Source organism: Bradyrhizobium sp. 604_D8_N2_3 (assembly GCF_051810765.1).
Classification (GTDB): Bacteria; Pseudomonadota; Alphaproteobacteria; order Rhizobiales; family Xanthobacteraceae; genus Bradyrhizobium; species Bradyrhizobium barranii.
Genome location: NZ_JBPWPM010000001.1, coordinates 759243 through 777180, shown reverse-complemented (window position 1 = coordinate 777180; position 17938 = coordinate 759243). Strand labels below are relative to the sequence as shown.

The following is a 17938-nucleotide window of genomic DNA, read 5'->3' as shown; positions in this document are numbered from 1 at the left end:
AAATTCCAGCCCAAGGGCGGGCCTATGAAGCCGAGAGATATCCGCACGGCCGCGATCGGCCGGGCGCTACTCCCCAATGTCTGGGATGTCGCGGCGCTGATCCTCGTGATCGGCGCCATGGTCCTGATCGTCTATGGCGGCGAGCAGACCACGGCGCCGCTGTCCGAGCTCGAGCGCGCACCGGTCACGCTCGATCCGGCAAACCTTCCGCTTTATGCCTTGCGCACCGTCTTGCGGATGCTGCTCGCCATCGTCTGTTCGACGGTCTTCACCTTCATCTACGCGGCGATCGCAGCCAAGAGCCGGCGAGCCGAATTGGTGATGATCCCGCTGCTGGATATTTTGCAATCCGTCCCGATCCTGGGCTTCCTCACCTTCACCGTCGTGTTCTTCATGAATTTGTTTCCGGGGCAGGTGCTCGGCGCCGAGCTCGCCTCGGTGTTCGCGATCTTCACCAGCCAGGCCTGGAACATGACGTTCAGCCTGTACCAGTCGATCCGCAACGTTCCGAAGGATCTGGAAGAGGCCACGCAAAGCTTCCATTTGTCCGGCTGGCAGCGCTTCTGGCGCCTCGACGTCCCCTTCGCGATGCCCGGCCTGATCTGGAACGCGATGATGTCGATGTCGGGCGGCTGGTTCTTCGTGGTGGCCTCGGAGGCGATCACGGTCGGCAACACCACGGTGACGCTGCCGGGCATCGGCTCCTATGTCGCGATGGCAATTCAGCAGCAGGATTTGCCGGCGATCCTCTACGCCATGCTGGCGATGCTGCTCGTGATCATCGCCTATGATCAGCTGCTGTTCCGCCCCATCGTCGCCTGGGCCGACAAATTCCGCTTCGAGCAGACCGCCTCAGGCGAGGCGCCGGCCTCCTGGATGCTCGACCTGTTCCGCCGGACTCGGGCGCTGCGTGCGCTGACCCTTCCTTTCGCGGCGCTGAACCGCGCGATCTCGAACTTGCGCATTCCGCTGCCAAAGCTGCCGCCCGCGGCACCAGGTAAAGACCAGACGTCACGCCTCGTCGATACGGTCTGGATCGCATTGATCCTCGCCGGCACGGCATATGCCGCCTGGCTGACCTATCGCTATCTCTCGGCCAGTCTCGGAATGTCCGACGTTCTCGTCGTCATCAGGGACGGGCTCATCACGTTGTTGCGCGTCGCCATCCTGATCACCCTCGCCACACTGATCTGGGTGCCGGTTGGCGTGTGGATCGGGCTTCGCCCGAAGCTCGCCGAACGAATCCAGCCGCTGGCCCAGTTTCTGGCGGCCTTCCCGGCCAATCTCGCCTTCCCCGTCTTTGTCGTCGCCATTGTCAGCTTCAAGCTCAATCCAGACATCTGGCTGAGCCCGCTGATGATCCTGGGCACGCAGTGGTACATCCTGTTCAACGTGATCGCGGGCGCGAGCGCCTTTCCGACCGATCTGCGCGAAGCCGCCGGCAGCTTCCATCTCGGGGGATGGCGATGGTGGTTCAAGGTGATACTGCCCGGCGTCTTTCCTTATTACATCACCGGCGCGATCACCGCGTCCGGCGGCTCCTGGAATGCGTCGATCGTCGCGGAGGTCGCAAGCTGGGGCGACACGCATCTGAAGGCCACCGGGCTCGGTGCCTATATTGCTTCCGCCACGGAAGCCGGTGACTTCCCGCGCGTCGTGCTCGGAATTGCCACGATGTGCATTCTGGTGACGTTGTTCAATCGTCTGGTCTGGCGGCCGCTCTATGCCTTCGGCGAGCGTCGCCTGCGGCTCGGCTGACGAGGAGACCATCATGCTCGATCAACCCTCTGCGCTCATCGACATCCGCGGTGTCTGCCGATCCTTCCCGAAAGGCAGCGGCGAACAGCTCCTGGTGCTGGACAAGGTCGACCTGACGATCCGCTCGGGCGAGATCGTCGGCCTGCTCGGCCGCTCCGGCTCCGGCAAGTCCACCTTGCTGCGGATCATCGCCGGTCTGGTCAGCCCGTCTGCGGGACAGGCGACCTGTCGCGGCGAGATCATCGTCGGGCCGCCGAACGGCGTCGCCATGGTGTTCCAGTCATTCGCGTTGTTTCCCTGGTTGACCGTGCTCCAGAACGTCGAGCTCGGGCTCGAAGCGCTGGGCGTCGATGCCACCGAGCGCCACAAGCGCGCTCTTGCTGCGATCGACCTGATCGGCCTTGACGGGTTTGAGTCCGCCTTCCCGAAGGAACTGTCGGGAGGCATGCGCCAGCGCGTCGGCTTCGCCCGCGCGCTGGTGGTGCATCCCGACCTCCTGCTGATGGACGAGCCGTTCTCGGCACTCGACGTCCTCACGGCCGAGACGCTGCGCACGGACCTGATCGACCTCTGGATCGAGGGCCGGTTGCCGATCAAATCGATCCTGATGGTGACGCACAATATCGAGGAGGCGGTCCTGATGTGCGATCGCATCCTGGTGTTCTCATCCAATCCAGGGCGTGTCGCCGCCGAGATCAAGGTCGACATGCCGCATCCGCGCAACCGGCTCGACCCCCATTTCCGGCAGCTCGTCGACAACATCTACGCGCGCATGACCCAACGCGCCGAACCGAAGGCGCCCCCCGTCGAAGGCATCCTGGGCTCCGGTGTCGGCATGACCCTGCACCACGTATCGTCCAACGTGCTGTCGGGCCTGATCGAGACGCTGGCGGGGCCGCCCTATCACGGACACGCCGACCTGCCCGTGCTCGCAAGCCAGCTCCAGCTCGAGGCCGACGAGATCCTCCACCTCGGTGAGTCCCTGCAACTGCTGCGATTCGCCCAGCTGAGCGAAGGCGACCTGATGCTCACCGACACGGGCAAGCGTTTTGCCCATCTCGAAACCGACGCACGCAAGAAGCTGTTCGCCGAACATCTCGTCACTTACGTGCCGGTGATGGGATTGATTCGCCGCGTGCTCGACGAACGTCCCTCCCATACCGCCCCCGCGGCACGGTTCCGCAACGAGCTCGAGGACTACATGTCCGAGGACTATGCGGACGAGACGCTCAGGACCGTGGTGTCCTGGGGACGTTATGGCGAGCTGCTCGCATATGACGAGCAGTCGGAGACGTTCAGCCTCGAAAACCCGGGCGAGAGCGCTTGATCCCGCCTGCGGCAATTTGGTCGGGAACCGGACAAATTGTGCATCGAGTTCATATATAAGGGGCTTGGTCCGGCGTTCGCCGGGTCAAGTATCCCTTCTCTTTGCGCACAATGTTGTCCGTCGAAATCATCATCGTCGTCGTCCTGATCGTCATTAACGGCCTGTTATCCATGTCCGAGCTGGCGGTGGTCTCGTCCCGCCCGGCCCGGCTGTCGCTGCTCGCGGCCAAGGGGGTGCGCGGCGCCGAGCGGGCGCTGACGCTGGCGGCCGATCCCGGAAAGTTCCTCTCGACGGTGCAGATCGGCATCACGCTGGTCGGCGTGCTCTCGGGCGCGTTCTCCGGCGCGACGCTCGGACAGCGGCTGACGCAATGGCTGGTCGAGCTCGGCCTGTCCTCAGGGATTGCCGACATCGTCGGCGTCGGCATCGTCGTCACGCTCATCACCTACACCACCCTGATCGTCGGCGAGCTGGTGCCGAAGCAGGTGGCGCTGCGCGACCCCGAGAGCATCGCGGTCAAGGTCGCGCCCGCGATGCACGTTCTGGCGCGGATCTCGCTGCCGCTCGTCTTCCTGCTCGATCTCTCCGGCAAGCTGATCCTCACGCTGCTCGGCCGCGGCGGCAAGGCCGAGGAGAAGGTCTCGGAGGACGAGATCCATCACCTCGTCAGCGAAGCCGAGAACGCGGGCGTGCTGGAGTCGGGCGAAAAAGAGATGATCGCGGGCGTCATGCGGCTCGGCGACCGGCCGGTCGGCGCGATCATGACGCCGCGCACGGAGGTCAACGAGATCGATCTGAACGATGCGCCGGAGGCCATTCAAGCGATCATCGCGAAGAGCCCGCATTCGCGCTTTCCCGTCTCGGACGGCGATCGCGACAAGCCGATCGGCGTGCTCCAGGCCAAAGACCTGCTGGTCGCCTACATGAACGAGCGCACGCCGGATCTGCGAGCGCTGGTGCGCGAGGCGCCCGGCATTCCGGCATCAGCCGACGCCCGCGACGTGCTGGCGATCCTGAAAGCCGCTCCGGTTCATGTCGGCCTGGTCTACGACGAATACGGCGCCTTCGAGGGCATCGTGACGACGGCTGACATTCTGGAATCGATCGTCGGCGCCTTCCATTCCGAGGAGGGACCGCCGGAGCCGGCCTATGTCAGGCGCGATGACGGCTCGCTGCTGGTCTCCGGCTGGATGCCGGTCGACGAGTTCGGCGAGTTGCTCGGCGTCGAGCTGCCGCCGCACCGCTACAACACGGTGGCGGGCCTGGTGCTGCAACAGTTCAACGTGCTGCCCAATGTCGGCGATGCCTTCGACTTCGCCGGCTGGCATATCGAGGTGGTCGATCTCGACGGACGCAGGATCGACAAGATTCTGGCGGGCCGGTTGAGTGAGGTCGAGACGGGGTGATTGCGCACCCAACCCTCCACCCGTCGTCCCGGACAAGCGCGCCCTAAGCGCGCGCCGATCAAACGCAGACCGCTCACCCGAACCGCACGCCGATCCGCTTCTCCTTGCGCCGGACGACCGTGCAGGCGAGATGCGTTCCGTCGGCCTGGATGACCAGGGTGAAGCGCTCCGGGATACCGACCGGACTGGTGACATCGAGCGCGGCACCCGTATCGGAGAAATTGCGGATGGTGCAGTCGATCGCGCCGCCGCCGAACTCGATGGTTCCGGCTTTCAGCACGCGGTGCCTGGTTTTGTCGCGTCGCTCGTCCATGGGGCCAATTTACACCCCAAGCTGACACAGACGTTAAAACACAACCACAATCCCCGATGAATTTTCACCGCCGCAGGATCCGGCGGATCATGCGGTGGCCCCTACGGCGCCGGCTGGAACGTCTCCGCCCGCGCCATCTGCCAGGCTTCACGGAAGCGCGGATCTTCGGTGCCTTCGAGCAGCTCGCCCGGACGCAGCGACGGATAGAGCTGCGCAAAGGATCGCACCTGGGTGGTCGATGTCCGCTGGCTGAAGTGGATCGGGCGCAGCTGCTGCGGATGTTCGAGACCGGCCGCGGCGATCAGCTCGGTGAGCGAGTGCAGCGTGGCGTGGTGATAATTATGCACGCGGTCGATCTTGAGCGGCACGTAGAGCGCACGCGCACGCGTCGGGTCCTGGGTCGCAACCCCGGTCGGGCAGCGGTCGGTGTGGCAGCTCAGCGACTGGATGCAGCCGAGCGAGAACATGAAGCCGCGCGCCGAGTTGCAATAGTCGGCGCCAATCGCCATCGCCCGCGCCATGTCGAAGGCGGTCGCGATCTTGCCGGACGCGCCGATCCTGATGCGGTCGCGCGCATTGATGCCGACCAGCGCGTTGTGGACGAAATTGACGCCCTCGCGCATCGGCATGCCCAGATGGTCCATGAACTCCAGCGGCGCGGCGCCGGTGCCACCTTCATTGCCGTCGACGACGATGAAATCAGGATAGATGCCGGTCTCCAGCATCGCCTTGCAGATCGCGAGGAATTCCCAGGGGTGGCCGATGCACAGCTTGAAGCCGGCCGGCTTGCCGCCGGACAAGCGTCGCATCTCGGCGATGAACTGCATCATGCCAACCGGCGTGGAGAAGGCGCGGTGCGAGGCCGGCGAGATGCAGTCCTCGCCCATCGTGACGCCGCGGATTTTTGAGATCTCCTCCGACACCTTCGCAGCCGGCAGCACGCCGCCATGGCCGGGCTTGGCGCCCTGGCTGATCTTGAGCTCGACCATCTTGATCTGGTCCTGGCTCGCGACGCGCGCGAACGCCTCGGGATCGAACGTGCCGTCGAGATGACGGCAACCGAAATAGCCGGAGCCGATCTCCCAGATGATGTCGCCGCCCATCTCGCGATGGTAGGGGCTGAAGCCGCCCTCGCCGGTGTCATGCGCGAAGCCGCCCTTCCTGGCGCCGGCATTGAGCGCGCGCACGGCGTTCGGGCTGAGCGCGCCGAAGCTCATCGCGGAGATGTTGAACACCGATGCCGAATATGGCTTTGCGCAATCGGGGCCGCCAATGGTGACGCGAAACTTCTCCTCGGCGTGCGTCTTCGGCGAGACCGAGTGATGCATCCACTCGTAGCCCTCGCGGTAGACGTCCTCCTGGGTGCCGAACGGGCGCTTGTCGAGCTCCATCTTGGCGCGCTGATAGACCAGCGAGCGGGTATCGCGCGAGAACGGCATGCCGTCCTTCTCGCTCTCGAAGAAATACTGCCGCATCTCGGGGCGTATCTCTTCGAGCAGAAAACGGATATGCGCCGAGATCGGATAGTTGCGCAGCACCGCGTGACTCTTCTGCATGAGATCGCGGACGCCGAGCAGCGTGAGAGCGCCGAAGATCGCGATCGGGATCAGCAGGATGTCGAAGATCTTGCCATCGGCGAGGCCGATGCCAATCAACAGCGCGGTGACGACCGCGCAGATGGTCAGCACGATGAAACGCGGCGAGAACGGCAGCAGCAGGGTTTCCATCAGCCCTTCGGGCGAAGCTTGCGTCTTGTTATCGTTGGCCACGACCACATCCCTCTCGTCAGTCTGACAGGGCATGATACGCCCGCGCCACGTCCATGGTTATGACGCGGACCCCGCCTTGAGGCTACCGAATCCGGATGCCGCAAATCAATCCATCCCGCGGCGGGCTTCGCAGTGCAATAGATTCAAATGAAATGACAAATCAGTGACCATGAGGCTGCGCCTCGTGCGGAATGACGCCGTGCTGCTCGAGGCCGCCTCGCGCCAGCCAGGCATCGGTGCTCGCGACCGCACGCTCGATATGGTCGTCGGTCCGCGAAAAATCGTAGGGCGATCCCACCAGCGGACAGAGCGGCGGCACCACGACATATTCGATGTCGGACGCCACCCCCTCGAGCTCCGCCACCAATTGCCGGGCGATCAGCAGCGTCAGCGCATGCAGGGCATTGGCAACCGCGCCCACCGGCGGATCCTTCACCGCGCAGGCGTGCCCGGTCGGCAGCACGACCAGCCGTTTTGCGCCTTTCTTGATCGCGACCCGGACCGGGGTGTTTGAGGAGATCGCACCGTCGGCGAGGAACCGATTGCGGTAGTAGACCGGCGAGAACGCGCCGGGGATCGCAGTGGACGCCAGGATCGCGTCCACCGTCGCCCCCTCCGACAACACCACGCTCTCTCCGGAGACGAAATCGGTGGTGACGATGTGCACCGGAAGCGCGGCATCCTCGAGGTTGCGATAGGGGATGTGGTCCTCGACCAGCTTGCGGATGCCGTCATGGGGAATCAGGAAATCGCGCCGCCACATGAATCCGGCGAGGCTCTTCCAGGTGACCGGGAAGACATCATGACGCTTCAGGCCGCGCCAGACCGCTTCCAGCCCCAGCACGCCCTTGAGCGAGGGATCGCCGGCATAATAGGCGCCGTTGATCGCGCCGACACTGGAGCCGACCACGAGATCGGCGACGACCCCGTGGCTCGCCAGCGAATGCATCATCCCGACCTGGATCGCCCCGAAGCTGCCGCCGCCCGCCAGCACGAAGGCGGTCGGTTTCGGCGAACCATGGTCGATCACAGACAAGATTTGCGCAGCTCCCCAGCTCTCGCATTGCAACATCGCGGCGAGATTTTGGCGCGAGCTTATAACAAGGGGCGCGCGAGACGCGCCAATAACAAAGTCGGGGGAGGAGGGTGAGGGACGTGGATGGCCTAGCGAGTGTGAGGCGAGATGCCAGCCAAACTCTCAACTGTCGTCCCCGCGCACGCGGGGACCCATAACCACAGGGAGAGGTTATGGAGCGAGCTGATAGCCACTAGCCGTCGCCAAACCACGTCCTGTGGTTATGGGTCCCGGGCTCGCGCTTACGCCTTCGCTCTTCGAGCTACGGCGGACAAGTCGCGCGCCCCGGGACGACACCGATGTTGTGGCTAAAGGCGTCGCTCAGAAAACGAGCGGCTTACCGCTCGACGAACGCCTTCTCGATCACGAAATGGCCGGGCTTGTTGCCGCTTCCCTCGATGAAATCGCGGCCTTCGAACATCACCTTCAGCTCTTCCAGCATCGCCGGGCTGCCGCACATCATGATGCGGTCGGTTTCGATGTCGAGCGGGCCCTGTCCGATATCGTTGAAGATCTGCTCGGAGTTGATGAGGTCGGTGATGCGGCCGCGGTTCTTGAACGGCTCGCGGGTCACGGTCGGATAGTAGATCAGCTTGTCCGCCAGCAGCTCCCCGAACAGCTCGTCCTCGCGCAAGGAAGCAACCAGCTTCTCGCCATAGGCAAGCTCGGAGACCTGGCGGCAGCCATGCACCAGCACGATGCTGTCGAACTGGTCGTAGACCTCGGGGTCCTTGATCAGGCTGGCGAAGGGCGCGAGACCGGTGCCGGTCGAGAGCAGCATCAGCCGCTTGCCGGGAATGAGGTTGTCGGTGATCAGCGTGCCGGTCGCCTTGCGGCCGACCAGGATGGTGTCGCCTTCCTTGATCTTCTGCAGGCGCGAGGTCAGCGGACCGTCCTGAACCTTGATCGAGAAGAACTCGAGCTCTTCCTCGTGGTTGGCGCTCGCCATGCTGTAGGCGCGCAGCAGCGGACGGCCATCGACCTCGAGGCCGATCATGGCGAACTGGCCGTTCTGGAAGCGAAAGCCGGTGTCGCGCGTGGCGCGGAAGCTGAACAGCGTGTCGGTCCAGTGCTGGACGGAAAGAACCTTCTCTCGGTAAAACGCGCTCATGATTTTCGATATTCCGAATAATTGCGGTTTTAGGGCAAAAGCATTGCCCGGCCCCTGAAAGCGGGGCGGACACCATTGCCATGGCGGAGGATTTCGCGTGTGTGATCTACGCCATTGAGGCCAATAATCAACCTCGTTCCGGATGCAATTGATGCCGCTCAAACCGGCATTTGCGGCGGAAATGGCCACATCATTAATGAATCTGCTGCCGGGCATGCGCGGCGGGCAATTTCTTTTCCCTTCAGGGCCTGATTGCAGCACTTAATTTCCGTCGCGCTCGCGAGAATTTCATTAAGAATAGCTCTGACTTTCACCCCGGTTTGGCGCCGTTTCCCGCATTTTTGCGGCTTTTGGCGACAGGAACGACTGAACACATGGCAAGCGGCGAGCGGATCTTCGTCCAGGCGATCAGGCGCTATTGCGCGACCCATGGCATCGCGCTCGATGTCCGCGCCGGCGGCTGGCTGCTCGCGATGCGCAGCCGCGCGAAGCGCCACTTCGCGTTCGGCTACGACATCGGTCTCAACAGCGCCATCGCGCACCGTCTCGCCAACGACAAATCGGCCACTGCCGAGGTGCTGGCGCTTGAGGGCGTACGATGCGTTCCCCATCGCCTCTTCCTCAACCCAAAGCTGGGCAAGAACGTTGTTGGTCCCAATTGGCGAGACGCAATGCTCGAGCTGCTTCACGACCATCCGCAAGGCGTGGTGGTGAAGCCGAACGAGGGAACATCGGGGCGCGCGGTGTTCAAGGTGACGACAGAGGCGGAACTCGACCACGCGGCCGCCGAGGTCTTTTCGATGAGCGCCGGACTCGTGATCTCGCCCTATGTCGCGATCGAGCAAGAGGTGCGCGTGATCCTGCTCGATGATGTGCCACTCGTCGTCTACAGCAAGCAGCGTGGGTCGGATTGGCGACACAACCTCGATGCCGGCGCAAAGCCGGTGCTGCTGGAGGACGACAAGGTTCGAACGGCCTGCGTGAAGCTCGCGACCGATGCCGCGAGCGCCATCGACATCGCCTTCGCATCGATTGACGTGGTCCGTGTCGATGGCGAGTGGCGGGTGCTGGAAATCAATTCCGGCGTGATGATGGAAGCGCTGGCGAAGCTGCATCCGGAGCTGGTGCAGGCGACGTACGATGCGGCGCTGGATCGGGTGTTTGGGGCATAACGTTGATCGAACTCTTGCGACAAAGTGCGCTGCGTCCCCTCTCCCCTTGTGGGAGAGGGTGGCTCGCCGCGTAGCGGCGAGACGGGTGAGGGGTCTCTCTCCTCAACGTAGATTTAACGTGCGGATAGAGCCCCCTCATCCGGCGCTTCGCGCCACCTTCTCCCACAAGGGGAGAAGGAAGTAAGCGCTCAATTATTCGCGCTCGCGGAATCGTCCATCGCCTTGAAGGCTTCCTCCAGCTGCAGGGAGATCGGCACGTTCAGGCGTTCGCCGGTGGGCAGCCGCGCGGTGAACCATTTGTTGTAGAGAGGAACGAGATCGCGATTGGAGCCGAGCTTGCGGAAGGTGCGGTCGACCACCGCCGTCAGCTGAGGCTCACCCTTCCTGAACATGATGCCGTAGGGGTCATAGGACAGGTAATCGCCGGTGACGCGGAACTTGTCCTGCGCCTTATGGCGAGCGATCAGGCCGGAGAGCAGGATGTCGTCGGTTGCAAACGCGTCGGCCTTGCCGTCGACGAGCATCTGGTAGGACTGCTCGTGATCCGGCGAGGTGACGATGTTGAGGCCGAGCGAGGACTTCTTGTCGGCCGCCTGGATCGCCTGCTCGTTGGTGGTGCCCTTCGTCACCACCACGGTCTTGCCCTTCAGGTCGGTCAACGACTGGACCTTTGATGCCTTCGGCACCATCAGCTTGGTGCCGGCGACGAACATCAAAGGCGAGAACGCGACGCGCTTGCCCCGCTCGGCATTGGCCGTGGTCGAACCGCATTCCAGGTCGATCTTGTTCTGGAGCACGGCGTCGATGCGGTCGTCCGAGGTGACCTTGACGTAGTCGATCTTCAGATCGGGATCGTCGACCTCGACGCCGATCTCCTCGACGATGGCCTCGCAGAGTTCGAGGCTGTAGCCGATCGGGCGGCCTGACTGGTCGAGGAAGGAGAACGGCGGCGAGCTCTCGCGATAGCCGAGCCGCACGGTGTGCCTGTTCTTGATGGCCGACAGCGTCGGGCTAAGCCCTTCGCTGCCGCCGGTCTGGGCGGAGGCGCCGGTTGCCAGCAGGCACGCCGCCAGCAACAGGCCACCCGATATCGCCGTTGAAAGGCGCATGATGCACTCCCGTCAATGGCCGGCCATCGCGGGCAGTTCGCCCGGAACCATGTCCGGCGTCGTCGCTTCGCCGGGTCCGAGCTCGTGCTCGGGCCCGAGCTCACCTTCCCACTTCGCGACCACGGCGGTCGCGAGCGAATTGCCGATGACATTGGTGGCGCTGCGTCCCATGTCGAGGAACGTGTCAATGCCCATGATCATCAGCAGGCCTGCCTCGGGGATGCCGAACTGCGACAGCGTCGAGGCGATCACCACGAGGGATGCGCGCGGTACGCCGGCAACGCCCTTGGAGGTGATCATCAACGTCGCGAGCATCGCCAGCTGCGTCGCGAGCGACATCTCGATGTGGTAGGTCTGCGCGATGAAGATGCTCGCGAAGGTGCAGTACATCATCGTGCCGTCGAGATTGAAGGAGTAACCGAGCGGCAGCACGAAGCTCGAGATCCGCGACGACGCGCCGAACTTGGTCAGCCCCTCCAGCGTCTTCGGATAGGCCGCTTCCGAGCTCGCGGTGGAGAACGCGATCATCAGGGGTTCGCGGATCAGCTTCAGCAGATGGCTGTATCGCGGCCCGATCACCACAAAGCCGACGATCATCAGGATGACCCACAGGATCCCAAGCGCGAGATAGAAGCCACCCATGAAGACGATGAGCTTCCACAGCACGCCGAGGCCGTTCTTGGCGACAGTGGCCGTGATGGCGGCCCATACCGCGAGCGGGGCGAACAGCATCACATAGCTCGTCACCTTGAGCATGATGTGAGCGACGTCGTCGATCATTGCCAGGATCGGCTTCGACCGTTCGGGCATCGAGCCCATCGCCACCGAGAAGAACACGGCGAAGATCACGATCTGCAGGATCTCGTTCTGCGCCATGGCGTCGGCGATCGAGGTCGGGATCAGATGGGTCAGGAATTTTTCGATCGAGAAGGCCGAGACCGGCAAGCCGGTCGATTGCCCCGCCTGCGGCAGCGTGCCGGGGAAGTTCGCGCCGGGCTGGAGCAGATTGACCATGACGAGGCCGAGCAGCAGCGACACGAAGGACGCGCTGACGAACCAGCCCATGGTCTTGGCGAAGATGCGCCCGAGCCGCGAGCCGCTGCCCATATGCGCGATGCCACCGACCAGCGTCGCAAACACCAGCGGCGCGATGATCATCTTGATCAGGCGCAGGAACATCATGGCGATCAGGTTGATGGAGGAAGCCCATTCGGCTCTGGTGTCAGGCAGGAAGTTGAAGATCGCCGCCCCCATGACGATGCCCAGCACCATCGCGGCCAGAATGTATTGCGTAAACTTGTTCGACATCGCTTACCCCCACCTACACCGGCGCTTCATGATGTCGCAGATATGACGACGACGCAACACGCTTGGCGTGCTCGCGCGATGGCCTGATGTTCCCGTTGCGAAACGGGTCGGCGCGATCTAGCCTTCATGCAGCGCACAACGAATGCGGCTTGCACGTTTTCTTTGCGGCGGCTGCATCCATAATCGTCAAGCAAACGAAGAGGAAACGCCATGAGCAGCAGCATCAATCGCCAGATTCTTCTGGTCGAAAAGCCCAGCGGCAAGCTCGGTGCCGAGCACTTCAAGATGGTCGAGGGTGCGATGCCGGAGCCGAAGGACGGCGAGGCCTTGCTGCAGGTGCGTTACATCTCGCTCGACGCCGCCAACCGCGCCTGGATGCATGGCGCGACCTATCGTTCCGCGGTCGAGGCCAACAGCGTGATGGCCGGCGGCGGCATCGCTGAGGTCGTCAGCTCGAAGGCGCCGGGGCTGGCTGCCGGCGACATCGTGTTCGGCGACACCGGCTGGCAGGAGTTTGCCGCGGTGCCGGCAAAGCATCTCACGAAAATGCCGAAGCTCGAACCGATGACGCATCTGCTCAGCGTGTTCGGCATCGCCGGCCTCACCGCCTATTTCGGCCTGCTGGAGATCGGCAAGCCCAAAGAGGGCGAGACCGTCGTGGTGTCCGCGGCGGCCGGCTCCGTCGGCTCGATCGTCGGGCAGATCGCCAAGATCAGGGGATGTCGCGTGGTCGGCATCGCCGGCGGCGCAGACAAGTGCAACTGGCTGACCTCCGAGCTCGGCTTCGATGCCGCCGTCGACTACAAGGACGGCGCGGTGTTCAAGGCCCTGCGCGCGGCGGCGCCAAAAGGCATCGACGTCTATTTCGACAATGTCGGCGGCGACATTCTGGAAGCCTGCCTGCCGCAGATGAACAATTACGGCCGCATCGCCTGCTGCGGCGCGATCTCGCAATATGACGGCGCACCTGCCGCGCACGGCCCGCGCGGCGTGCCCGGCCTGATCGTGGTGAAGCGGCTCGTCATGCAGGGCTTCATCGTGATGGACTACATGAAGGAGAGCCAGCGCGCGCTCGCCGACCTCCAGGGCTGGGTCGCATCCGGCAAGCTGAAGGTGCAGGAGGACATCATCGACGGATTGGAGAATACGCCGAAGGCGCTGATCGGATTGCTGGCGGGAGAGAACCGCGGCAAGCGCATGGTCAAGCTCTGACGCCGTATTGTTTGAGCATGATCTCCGCGCCAACGCGTTCCGCGTTTGTCGCGAGGGAAAGCCGCGGCACACTTTTCCGGATCATGCTCTGGTTACGTCGCAATTGCGCCCGTATAATCTACTTGCGGTAGAGGCCGAGGCAGCCAATGATGCTGCACGCGGCATCACCCGCAATGATTGCTTGCATTACATTTAAAAATCGTCGGCGTGACCGACAGGGCAGGGAATTTACCCAAATGTTCAACACGTTGAAACACGCGTCAACGCGTCGCGCGCTGCTGGCGGCAACGCTCTTCGCAACTGCAACAGGCGCATTCGCGCAAGCGCCGACCGAGGCTCAGAAGAGCGCCATCCGTTCCGCATGCCGCTCGGACTTCATGGCACACTGCGCGAGCGTCACGCCCGGTGGCGCGGAGGCGTATCAATGTCTCCAGAAGAACATGTCCAGCCTGTCATCGGGATGCCAGACCGCGGTTCGCGCGGTCGAGCCCGCTGCGGCGCCGAAGACTGAAGCTGCGCCCGCCAAATCTGAACCGGCAAAGACCGAAGCGGCCCCCGCCGCCGGGGCGAAGCCCGCCGCCGCAGCCGCTCCGAAAGCGGCAGCGTCAAAGCAGCCGAGCAGCACGCAGATTGCCGCGGTCAAGAGCGCGTGCCGCGCCGATTATCCCAAGGTGTGCGCCAGCGTGCCGCCGGGCGGCGCCCCCGCCCTCGAATGCCTCGAGAAGAACAAGGCCAAGGTTTCGCCGGCCTGTGAGAAGGCGGTGAGCGCCGCAACCGGTGGCGGCAGCGCTGCTGCGACAGCAGCACCTGCGGGCGCAGCTCCTGCGGCAGCAGCACCGGCGGCGGCGCCGGCCGTGATCGTTCTGCGCCCGCTACGGCCGCGCGAAGAACTGTTCATCGTGCGCTCGGCCTGCGGTGCCGACATCCGCACGCTCTGCGCCGGCGTCGCGCCGGGCGGGGGCCGCATCGTGCAATGCATCTCCAGCAATGCCGCATCACTGTCGCCCGCCTGCAAGGAAGTGCTGGCGCCATTCGCGGCGCGATAAGCGGCGCGGGATTGCGCGCCAAGCGCGCGACCACGATCGGGCGCGCGCGAATGAATTTTCGCGCGCCGGCCGCGACAAACCCTTTGCAAGTAACCGATTTCGATCACGACAAGACCGGGAGAAAGACATGCGTTCATTTCTGCTTATTGCTGCCGCGCTCCTCGCCTTCGGCGCGAGCATGACCTTTGAGTCTACCGATGCCAACGCGGTGGTGTGCGCCCGGGGCGTCTACCGCGCCGGCTGTGCCGGGCCGAATGCGGCCGTCGTGGTGCGCAAGCCGGTTCCCGCGGTCCGCTGTACCAGGGTGCTGGTGAACGGCGTCTACGTGAAGCGCTGCGTCTGACCCCGGATGGCCAAGCCCGCGCGGTTTGGTTATGGTTCGCAACGTCACTGCTTCGGACACGCGCCAGACGCGTGTCCGGGAGTAAGCTTCGGCGCGCCTCGCCTTCGATAATTCCGCTGGCGTGGAAAGCCGGAGCACATTAGTCTACCCCTAGATAGTAAGTATACTGTCAATTAGGGAGGCAGACGTTGCGGATCGCCGTGATTGGCGGGGGGCCCGGTGGGCTCTATTTCGCCTATCTCTGGAAGAAGCGTCATCCCGAGGATCAAGTCGACCTGTTCGAACAGAACCCGGCCGACGCGACCTGGGGCTTTGGCGTCGTGTTCTCCGATCAGGCCCTGGAATTCCTGCGCGCCGACGACCCCGAAACGGTCGATGCGATCGCGCCGCATATGGAGAGCTGGGAGAACATCACGCTGAACCTTCACGGCGACAGCGTCGCCATCGACGGCGTCGGCTTCTCCTCGATCGGCAGGCTGGAGCTCCTGCAGTTCCTCCAGCAGCGCGCGCTCGACGCCGGCGTCACGCCGCGCTTCGACACGCAGATCCACGCCATCGACCAGCTCAACGGCCACGACCTGATCGTCGCGGCCGACGGGCTGAATTCGCTGGTGCGGCGCGCCTATGAGGGCGATTTCGGCACGTCGCTGTCCTACTCCTCCAACAAGTTCGTCTGGTACGGGACCTCGAAACGCTTCGACACGCTGTCGCAGACCTTCGTGAAGACGGACCGCGGCGCCTTCAATGCCCATCACTATCGCTACTCCCCGACCATGAGCACCTTCCTGGTCGAATGCGACCACGCGACATGGCAGGCCTATGGCTTCGCCTACAAGGATGCCGAGCAGTGCAAGGGCGTCTGCGAGGAGGTCTTTGCCGACACGCTGGGCGGCCACTGCCTGGTCTCCAACAAGTCGGTCTGGCGCAACTTTCCCTGGGTCTGGAACGAGCACTGGTCGTTCAAGAACATGGTGCTGCTCGGCGACGCCCTGCACTCGGCGCATTTCTCCATCGGCTCGGGGACGCGGCTCGCGATCGAGGACGCCATTGCGCTGGTCAAGGCGCTGGAGTCGGATGCGCATCTGTCGACCGCGCTGCACCGTTATCAGGCCGCGCGAAAACCGGTGGTGCAGAAGCTCGTCAATGCCGCGCGCACCTCGGCCTTCTGGTACGAGCACTTCGCCCAGCACATGCAGCTCGGCCTGATGGACTTCGCCTACAGCTACATCACCCGCTCCGGCCGTATCGACGACCCCCGGCTGCGCGCGATGTCGCCCGCCTTCATGACGCGCTACGAGGCCGAGAAGAACGGCGGAGATGCCGCATGAGCAGCGAGATCCGCGACCAGGTGCCCGCTGACGGCCCGGGCGCCCGTGAAATCGGCTTTGCCATTCCGCAAACCTACAATGCCAGCCGCGTGCTGTTCGACCAGCTCGCCAAGGGCCGCGGCGACAAGCCTGCGCTGATCGGACCCGCGGGGACCCGCAGCTATTCCGAGCTTTGCGCGGAAACTTGCCGCTGGGGCAACGGTTTCGCGTCGCTTGGCCTGAAGCGCGGCGACCGCGTGCTGCTGTTCCTCGACGATACCCCGGCCTATCCGGCCGCATTCTTCGGCGCGGTGCGCGCCGGCTTCGTGCCGCTCCTGATCAACACGCTGACGCCGCCGGACCTGCTGCAATTCTATCTCGCCGATTCCGGCGCCGCGGTCGCGGTGGCGGATGCCGAATTCGCGACGCGCTTCGATGCGGAGGCCTGCGCGGCGACCTGCCTGCGCACGCTGATCGTCGTCAACGGCGAAGCGCGCGCCCACGCCGCGCCTGCTGCGATCGCGGCGCCAGGCTGGCTCGCGCAGTTCCCGGCCGAGCTCGCGGAAGCGGACACCCATCGCGACGAGATGGCGTTCTGGATGTACTCCTCCGGCTCGACCGGCCGGCCCAAGGGCATCGTGCATCTCCAGCACGACATGGCCTACAGCGATGCCGCCTTTGCGCAGAACGTGCTGAAGCTGACGCCCGGCGACATCTGCTTCTCGGTGCCGAAGATCTTCTTCGCCTACGGTTTCGGCAACTCCGTCACCTTCCCGTTCTCCGCGGGTGCCGCGACGCTGCTGCTGCCGGGCCAGCCGAAGCCTGCATCGATCTTTGCCGCGATCGAGCAATACAAGCCGACGGTCTTCTTCGGCCTGCCGACGCTGTACACCTCACTGACCAAGGCGGAGGGGGCAGACAAGACCAACTTCTCGTCGCTGCGCATGTCGCTTTCGGCGGCCGAGGTCCTGTCTGCGGACGTCTTCAACGGCTGGAAGACGCTCACCGGCCTCGAAATCGTCGAAGGCCTCGGCTCGACCGAGGTGCTGCACATCTACCTCTCCAACCGCCCCGAACAGAAGAAGCTCGGCGCCGCCGGCCTGCGCGTGCCAGGCTACGAGGTCGCACTGCGCGACAAGGACGGCCGCGACGTCGCCGACGACGAGGAAGGCATCTTGTGGGTGCGCGGCGGTTCCAACACGCCGCTGTACTGGAACCGGCCGGACAAATCCGCCGAGACCATCCGCGAGGGCGGCTGGATCTACACCGGCGACCGTTTCGTGCGCGATGCCGACGGCTTCCACTTCTTCCGCGGCCGTGCCGACGACCTCATCAAGATCTCAGGCCAGTGGGTCTACCCGCTCGAAGTCGAGCTGTGCCTCGCCGACCACCCCGACATCCGCGAATGCGCCGTGTTCGCCGCCGAGCTGCCGGACCGGCGCATGACGCTGAAGGCGGTCGTGGTGATGAACAACCGCGCGACCGATCAGAATGAGGCGACGCGGCGGCTGCAGGATTACGTCAAGGGCAAGCTGCTTCCCTACAAGTATCCGCGCGAGGTGATCTTCATCGACGAGCTGCCGAAGACGGGGACTGGGAAGATTGACCGGCAGGCGTTGTTGCGGATGTAGCAATCCCAAACTCGCTGTCATCGCCCGCGAAAGCGGGCGATCCAGTATTCC

15 protein-coding genes are annotated in these 17938 nt (G+C 64.1%); 9 read left to right on the top strand and 6 right to left on the bottom strand.

The window, feature by feature from the left end; translation table 11 throughout:
- The first annotated feature begins 24 nt into the window (after positions 1-24).
- The 3 genes from AB7245_RS03685 to AB7245_RS03675 all read left to right on the top strand — a co-directional run bounded on the left by AB7245_RS03685 (position 25) and on the right by AB7245_RS03675 (position 4491).
- Positions 25-1758 (top strand): ABC transporter permease, encoded by a 1734-nt coding sequence (locus AB7245_RS03685; protein WP_354130258.1) that lies wholly within the window; start codon positions 25-27, stop codon positions 1756-1758.
- A gap of 13 nt (positions 1759-1771) precedes the next feature.
- Entirely contained in the window at positions 1772-3085 is a 1314-nt protein-coding gene (locus tag AB7245_RS03680; RefSeq protein ID WP_439033892.1) for an ABC transporter ATP-binding protein, read from the top strand.
- Between the two features lie 110 nt (positions 3086-3195).
- Positions 3196-4491, top strand: a complete 1296-nt coding sequence (locus tag AB7245_RS03675; RefSeq protein WP_063980693.1) for a hemolysin family protein — start codon at positions 3196-3198, stop codon at positions 4489-4491.
- Positions 4492-4564: 73 nt separating this feature from the next.
- On the opposite strand, the gene AB7245_RS03670 is transcribed toward AB7245_RS03675, so the two are convergent.
- The 4 genes from AB7245_RS03670 to AB7245_RS03655 form a co-directional block, all read right to left on the bottom strand.
- Positions 4565-4804 carry a PilZ domain-containing protein gene (locus tag AB7245_RS03670; protein ID WP_439033891.1) on the bottom strand — a complete coding sequence of 80 codons (240 nt, stop codon included), beginning with the start codon at positions 4802-4804 and terminating at the stop codon, positions 4565-4567.
- 101 nt (positions 4805-4905) lie between these two features.
- Positions 4906-6531 (bottom strand): FMN-binding glutamate synthase family protein, encoded by a 1626-nt coding sequence (locus tag AB7245_RS03665; RefSeq protein WP_063986035.1) that lies wholly within the window; start codon positions 6529-6531, stop codon positions 4906-4908.
- A 202-nt stretch (positions 6532-6733) separates the two neighbouring features.
- On the bottom strand, positions 6734-7645 hold the full coding sequence (locus AB7245_RS03660; RefSeq protein WP_187387907.1) for a patatin-like phospholipase family protein: 912 nt from the start codon (positions 7643-7645) through the stop codon (positions 6734-6736).
- A gap of 340 nt (positions 7646-7985) precedes the next feature.
- The gene (locus AB7245_RS03655; RefSeq protein WP_014490313.1) at positions 7986-8759 is read right to left on the bottom strand and encodes a ferredoxin--NADP reductase; all 774 of its coding nucleotides are present in this window, start codon (positions 8757-8759) and stop codon (positions 7986-7988) included.
- 374 nt (positions 8760-9133) lie between these two features.
- Between AB7245_RS03655 and AB7245_RS03650 the strand changes: the two genes are divergently transcribed.
- Positions 9134-9931, top strand: a complete 798-nt coding sequence (locus tag AB7245_RS03650) for an ATP-grasp domain-containing protein (RefSeq protein ID WP_231143805.1) — start codon at positions 9134-9136, stop codon at positions 9929-9931.
- 188 nt (positions 9932-10119) lie between these two features.
- On the opposite strand, the gene AB7245_RS03645 is transcribed toward AB7245_RS03650, so the two are convergent.
- Together AB7245_RS03645 and AB7245_RS03640 are read right to left on the bottom strand one after the other, a co-directional pair.
- Positions 10120-11040 (bottom strand): amino acid ABC transporter substrate-binding protein, encoded by a 921-nt coding sequence (locus AB7245_RS03645; RefSeq protein ID WP_063980690.1) that lies wholly within the window; start codon positions 11038-11040, stop codon positions 10120-10122.
- Positions 11041-11052: 12 nt separating this feature from the next.
- Positions 11053-12348 (bottom strand): dicarboxylate/amino acid:cation symporter, encoded by a 1296-nt coding sequence (locus AB7245_RS03640; RefSeq protein WP_063980689.1) that lies wholly within the window; start codon positions 12346-12348, stop codon positions 11053-11055.
- A gap of 210 nt (positions 12349-12558) precedes the next feature.
- Here AB7245_RS03640 and AB7245_RS03635 point away from each other — a divergent pair, with 210 nt between their 5' ends.
- The 5 genes from AB7245_RS03635 (at position 12559) to AB7245_RS03615 (ending at position 17887) form a co-directional block, all read left to right on the top strand.
- Complete coding sequence (locus AB7245_RS03635) at positions 12559-13560, top strand: NADP-dependent oxidoreductase (protein WP_063980688.1); 1002 nt, start codon at positions 12559-12561, stop codon at positions 13558-13560.
- 236 nt (positions 13561-13796) lie between these two features.
- Positions 13797-14606 carry a cysteine rich repeat-containing protein gene (locus tag AB7245_RS03630; protein WP_063980687.1) on the top strand — a complete coding sequence of 270 codons (810 nt, stop codon included), beginning with the start codon at positions 13797-13799 and terminating at the stop codon, positions 14604-14606.
- 127 nt (positions 14607-14733) lie between these two features.
- Positions 14734-14949: a hypothetical protein gene (locus tag AB7245_RS03625; RefSeq protein ID WP_028148322.1), complete on the top strand. Its 216-nt coding sequence runs from the start codon at positions 14734-14736 to the stop codon at positions 14947-14949.
- Between the two features lie 188 nt (positions 14950-15137).
- The gene (locus tag AB7245_RS03620; RefSeq protein ID WP_063980686.1) at positions 15138-16277 is read left to right on the top strand and encodes an FAD-dependent monooxygenase; all 1140 of its coding nucleotides are present in this window, start codon (positions 15138-15140) and stop codon (positions 16275-16277) included.
- Positions 16274-17887, top strand: a complete 1614-nt coding sequence (locus tag AB7245_RS03615; RefSeq protein ID WP_063980685.1) for a benzoate-CoA ligase family protein — start codon at positions 16274-16276, stop codon at positions 17885-17887. Before AB7245_RS03620 ends, AB7245_RS03615 begins: the two co-directional genes overlap by 4 nt.
- The last annotated feature ends 51 nt before the right edge of the window (positions 17888-17938 follow it).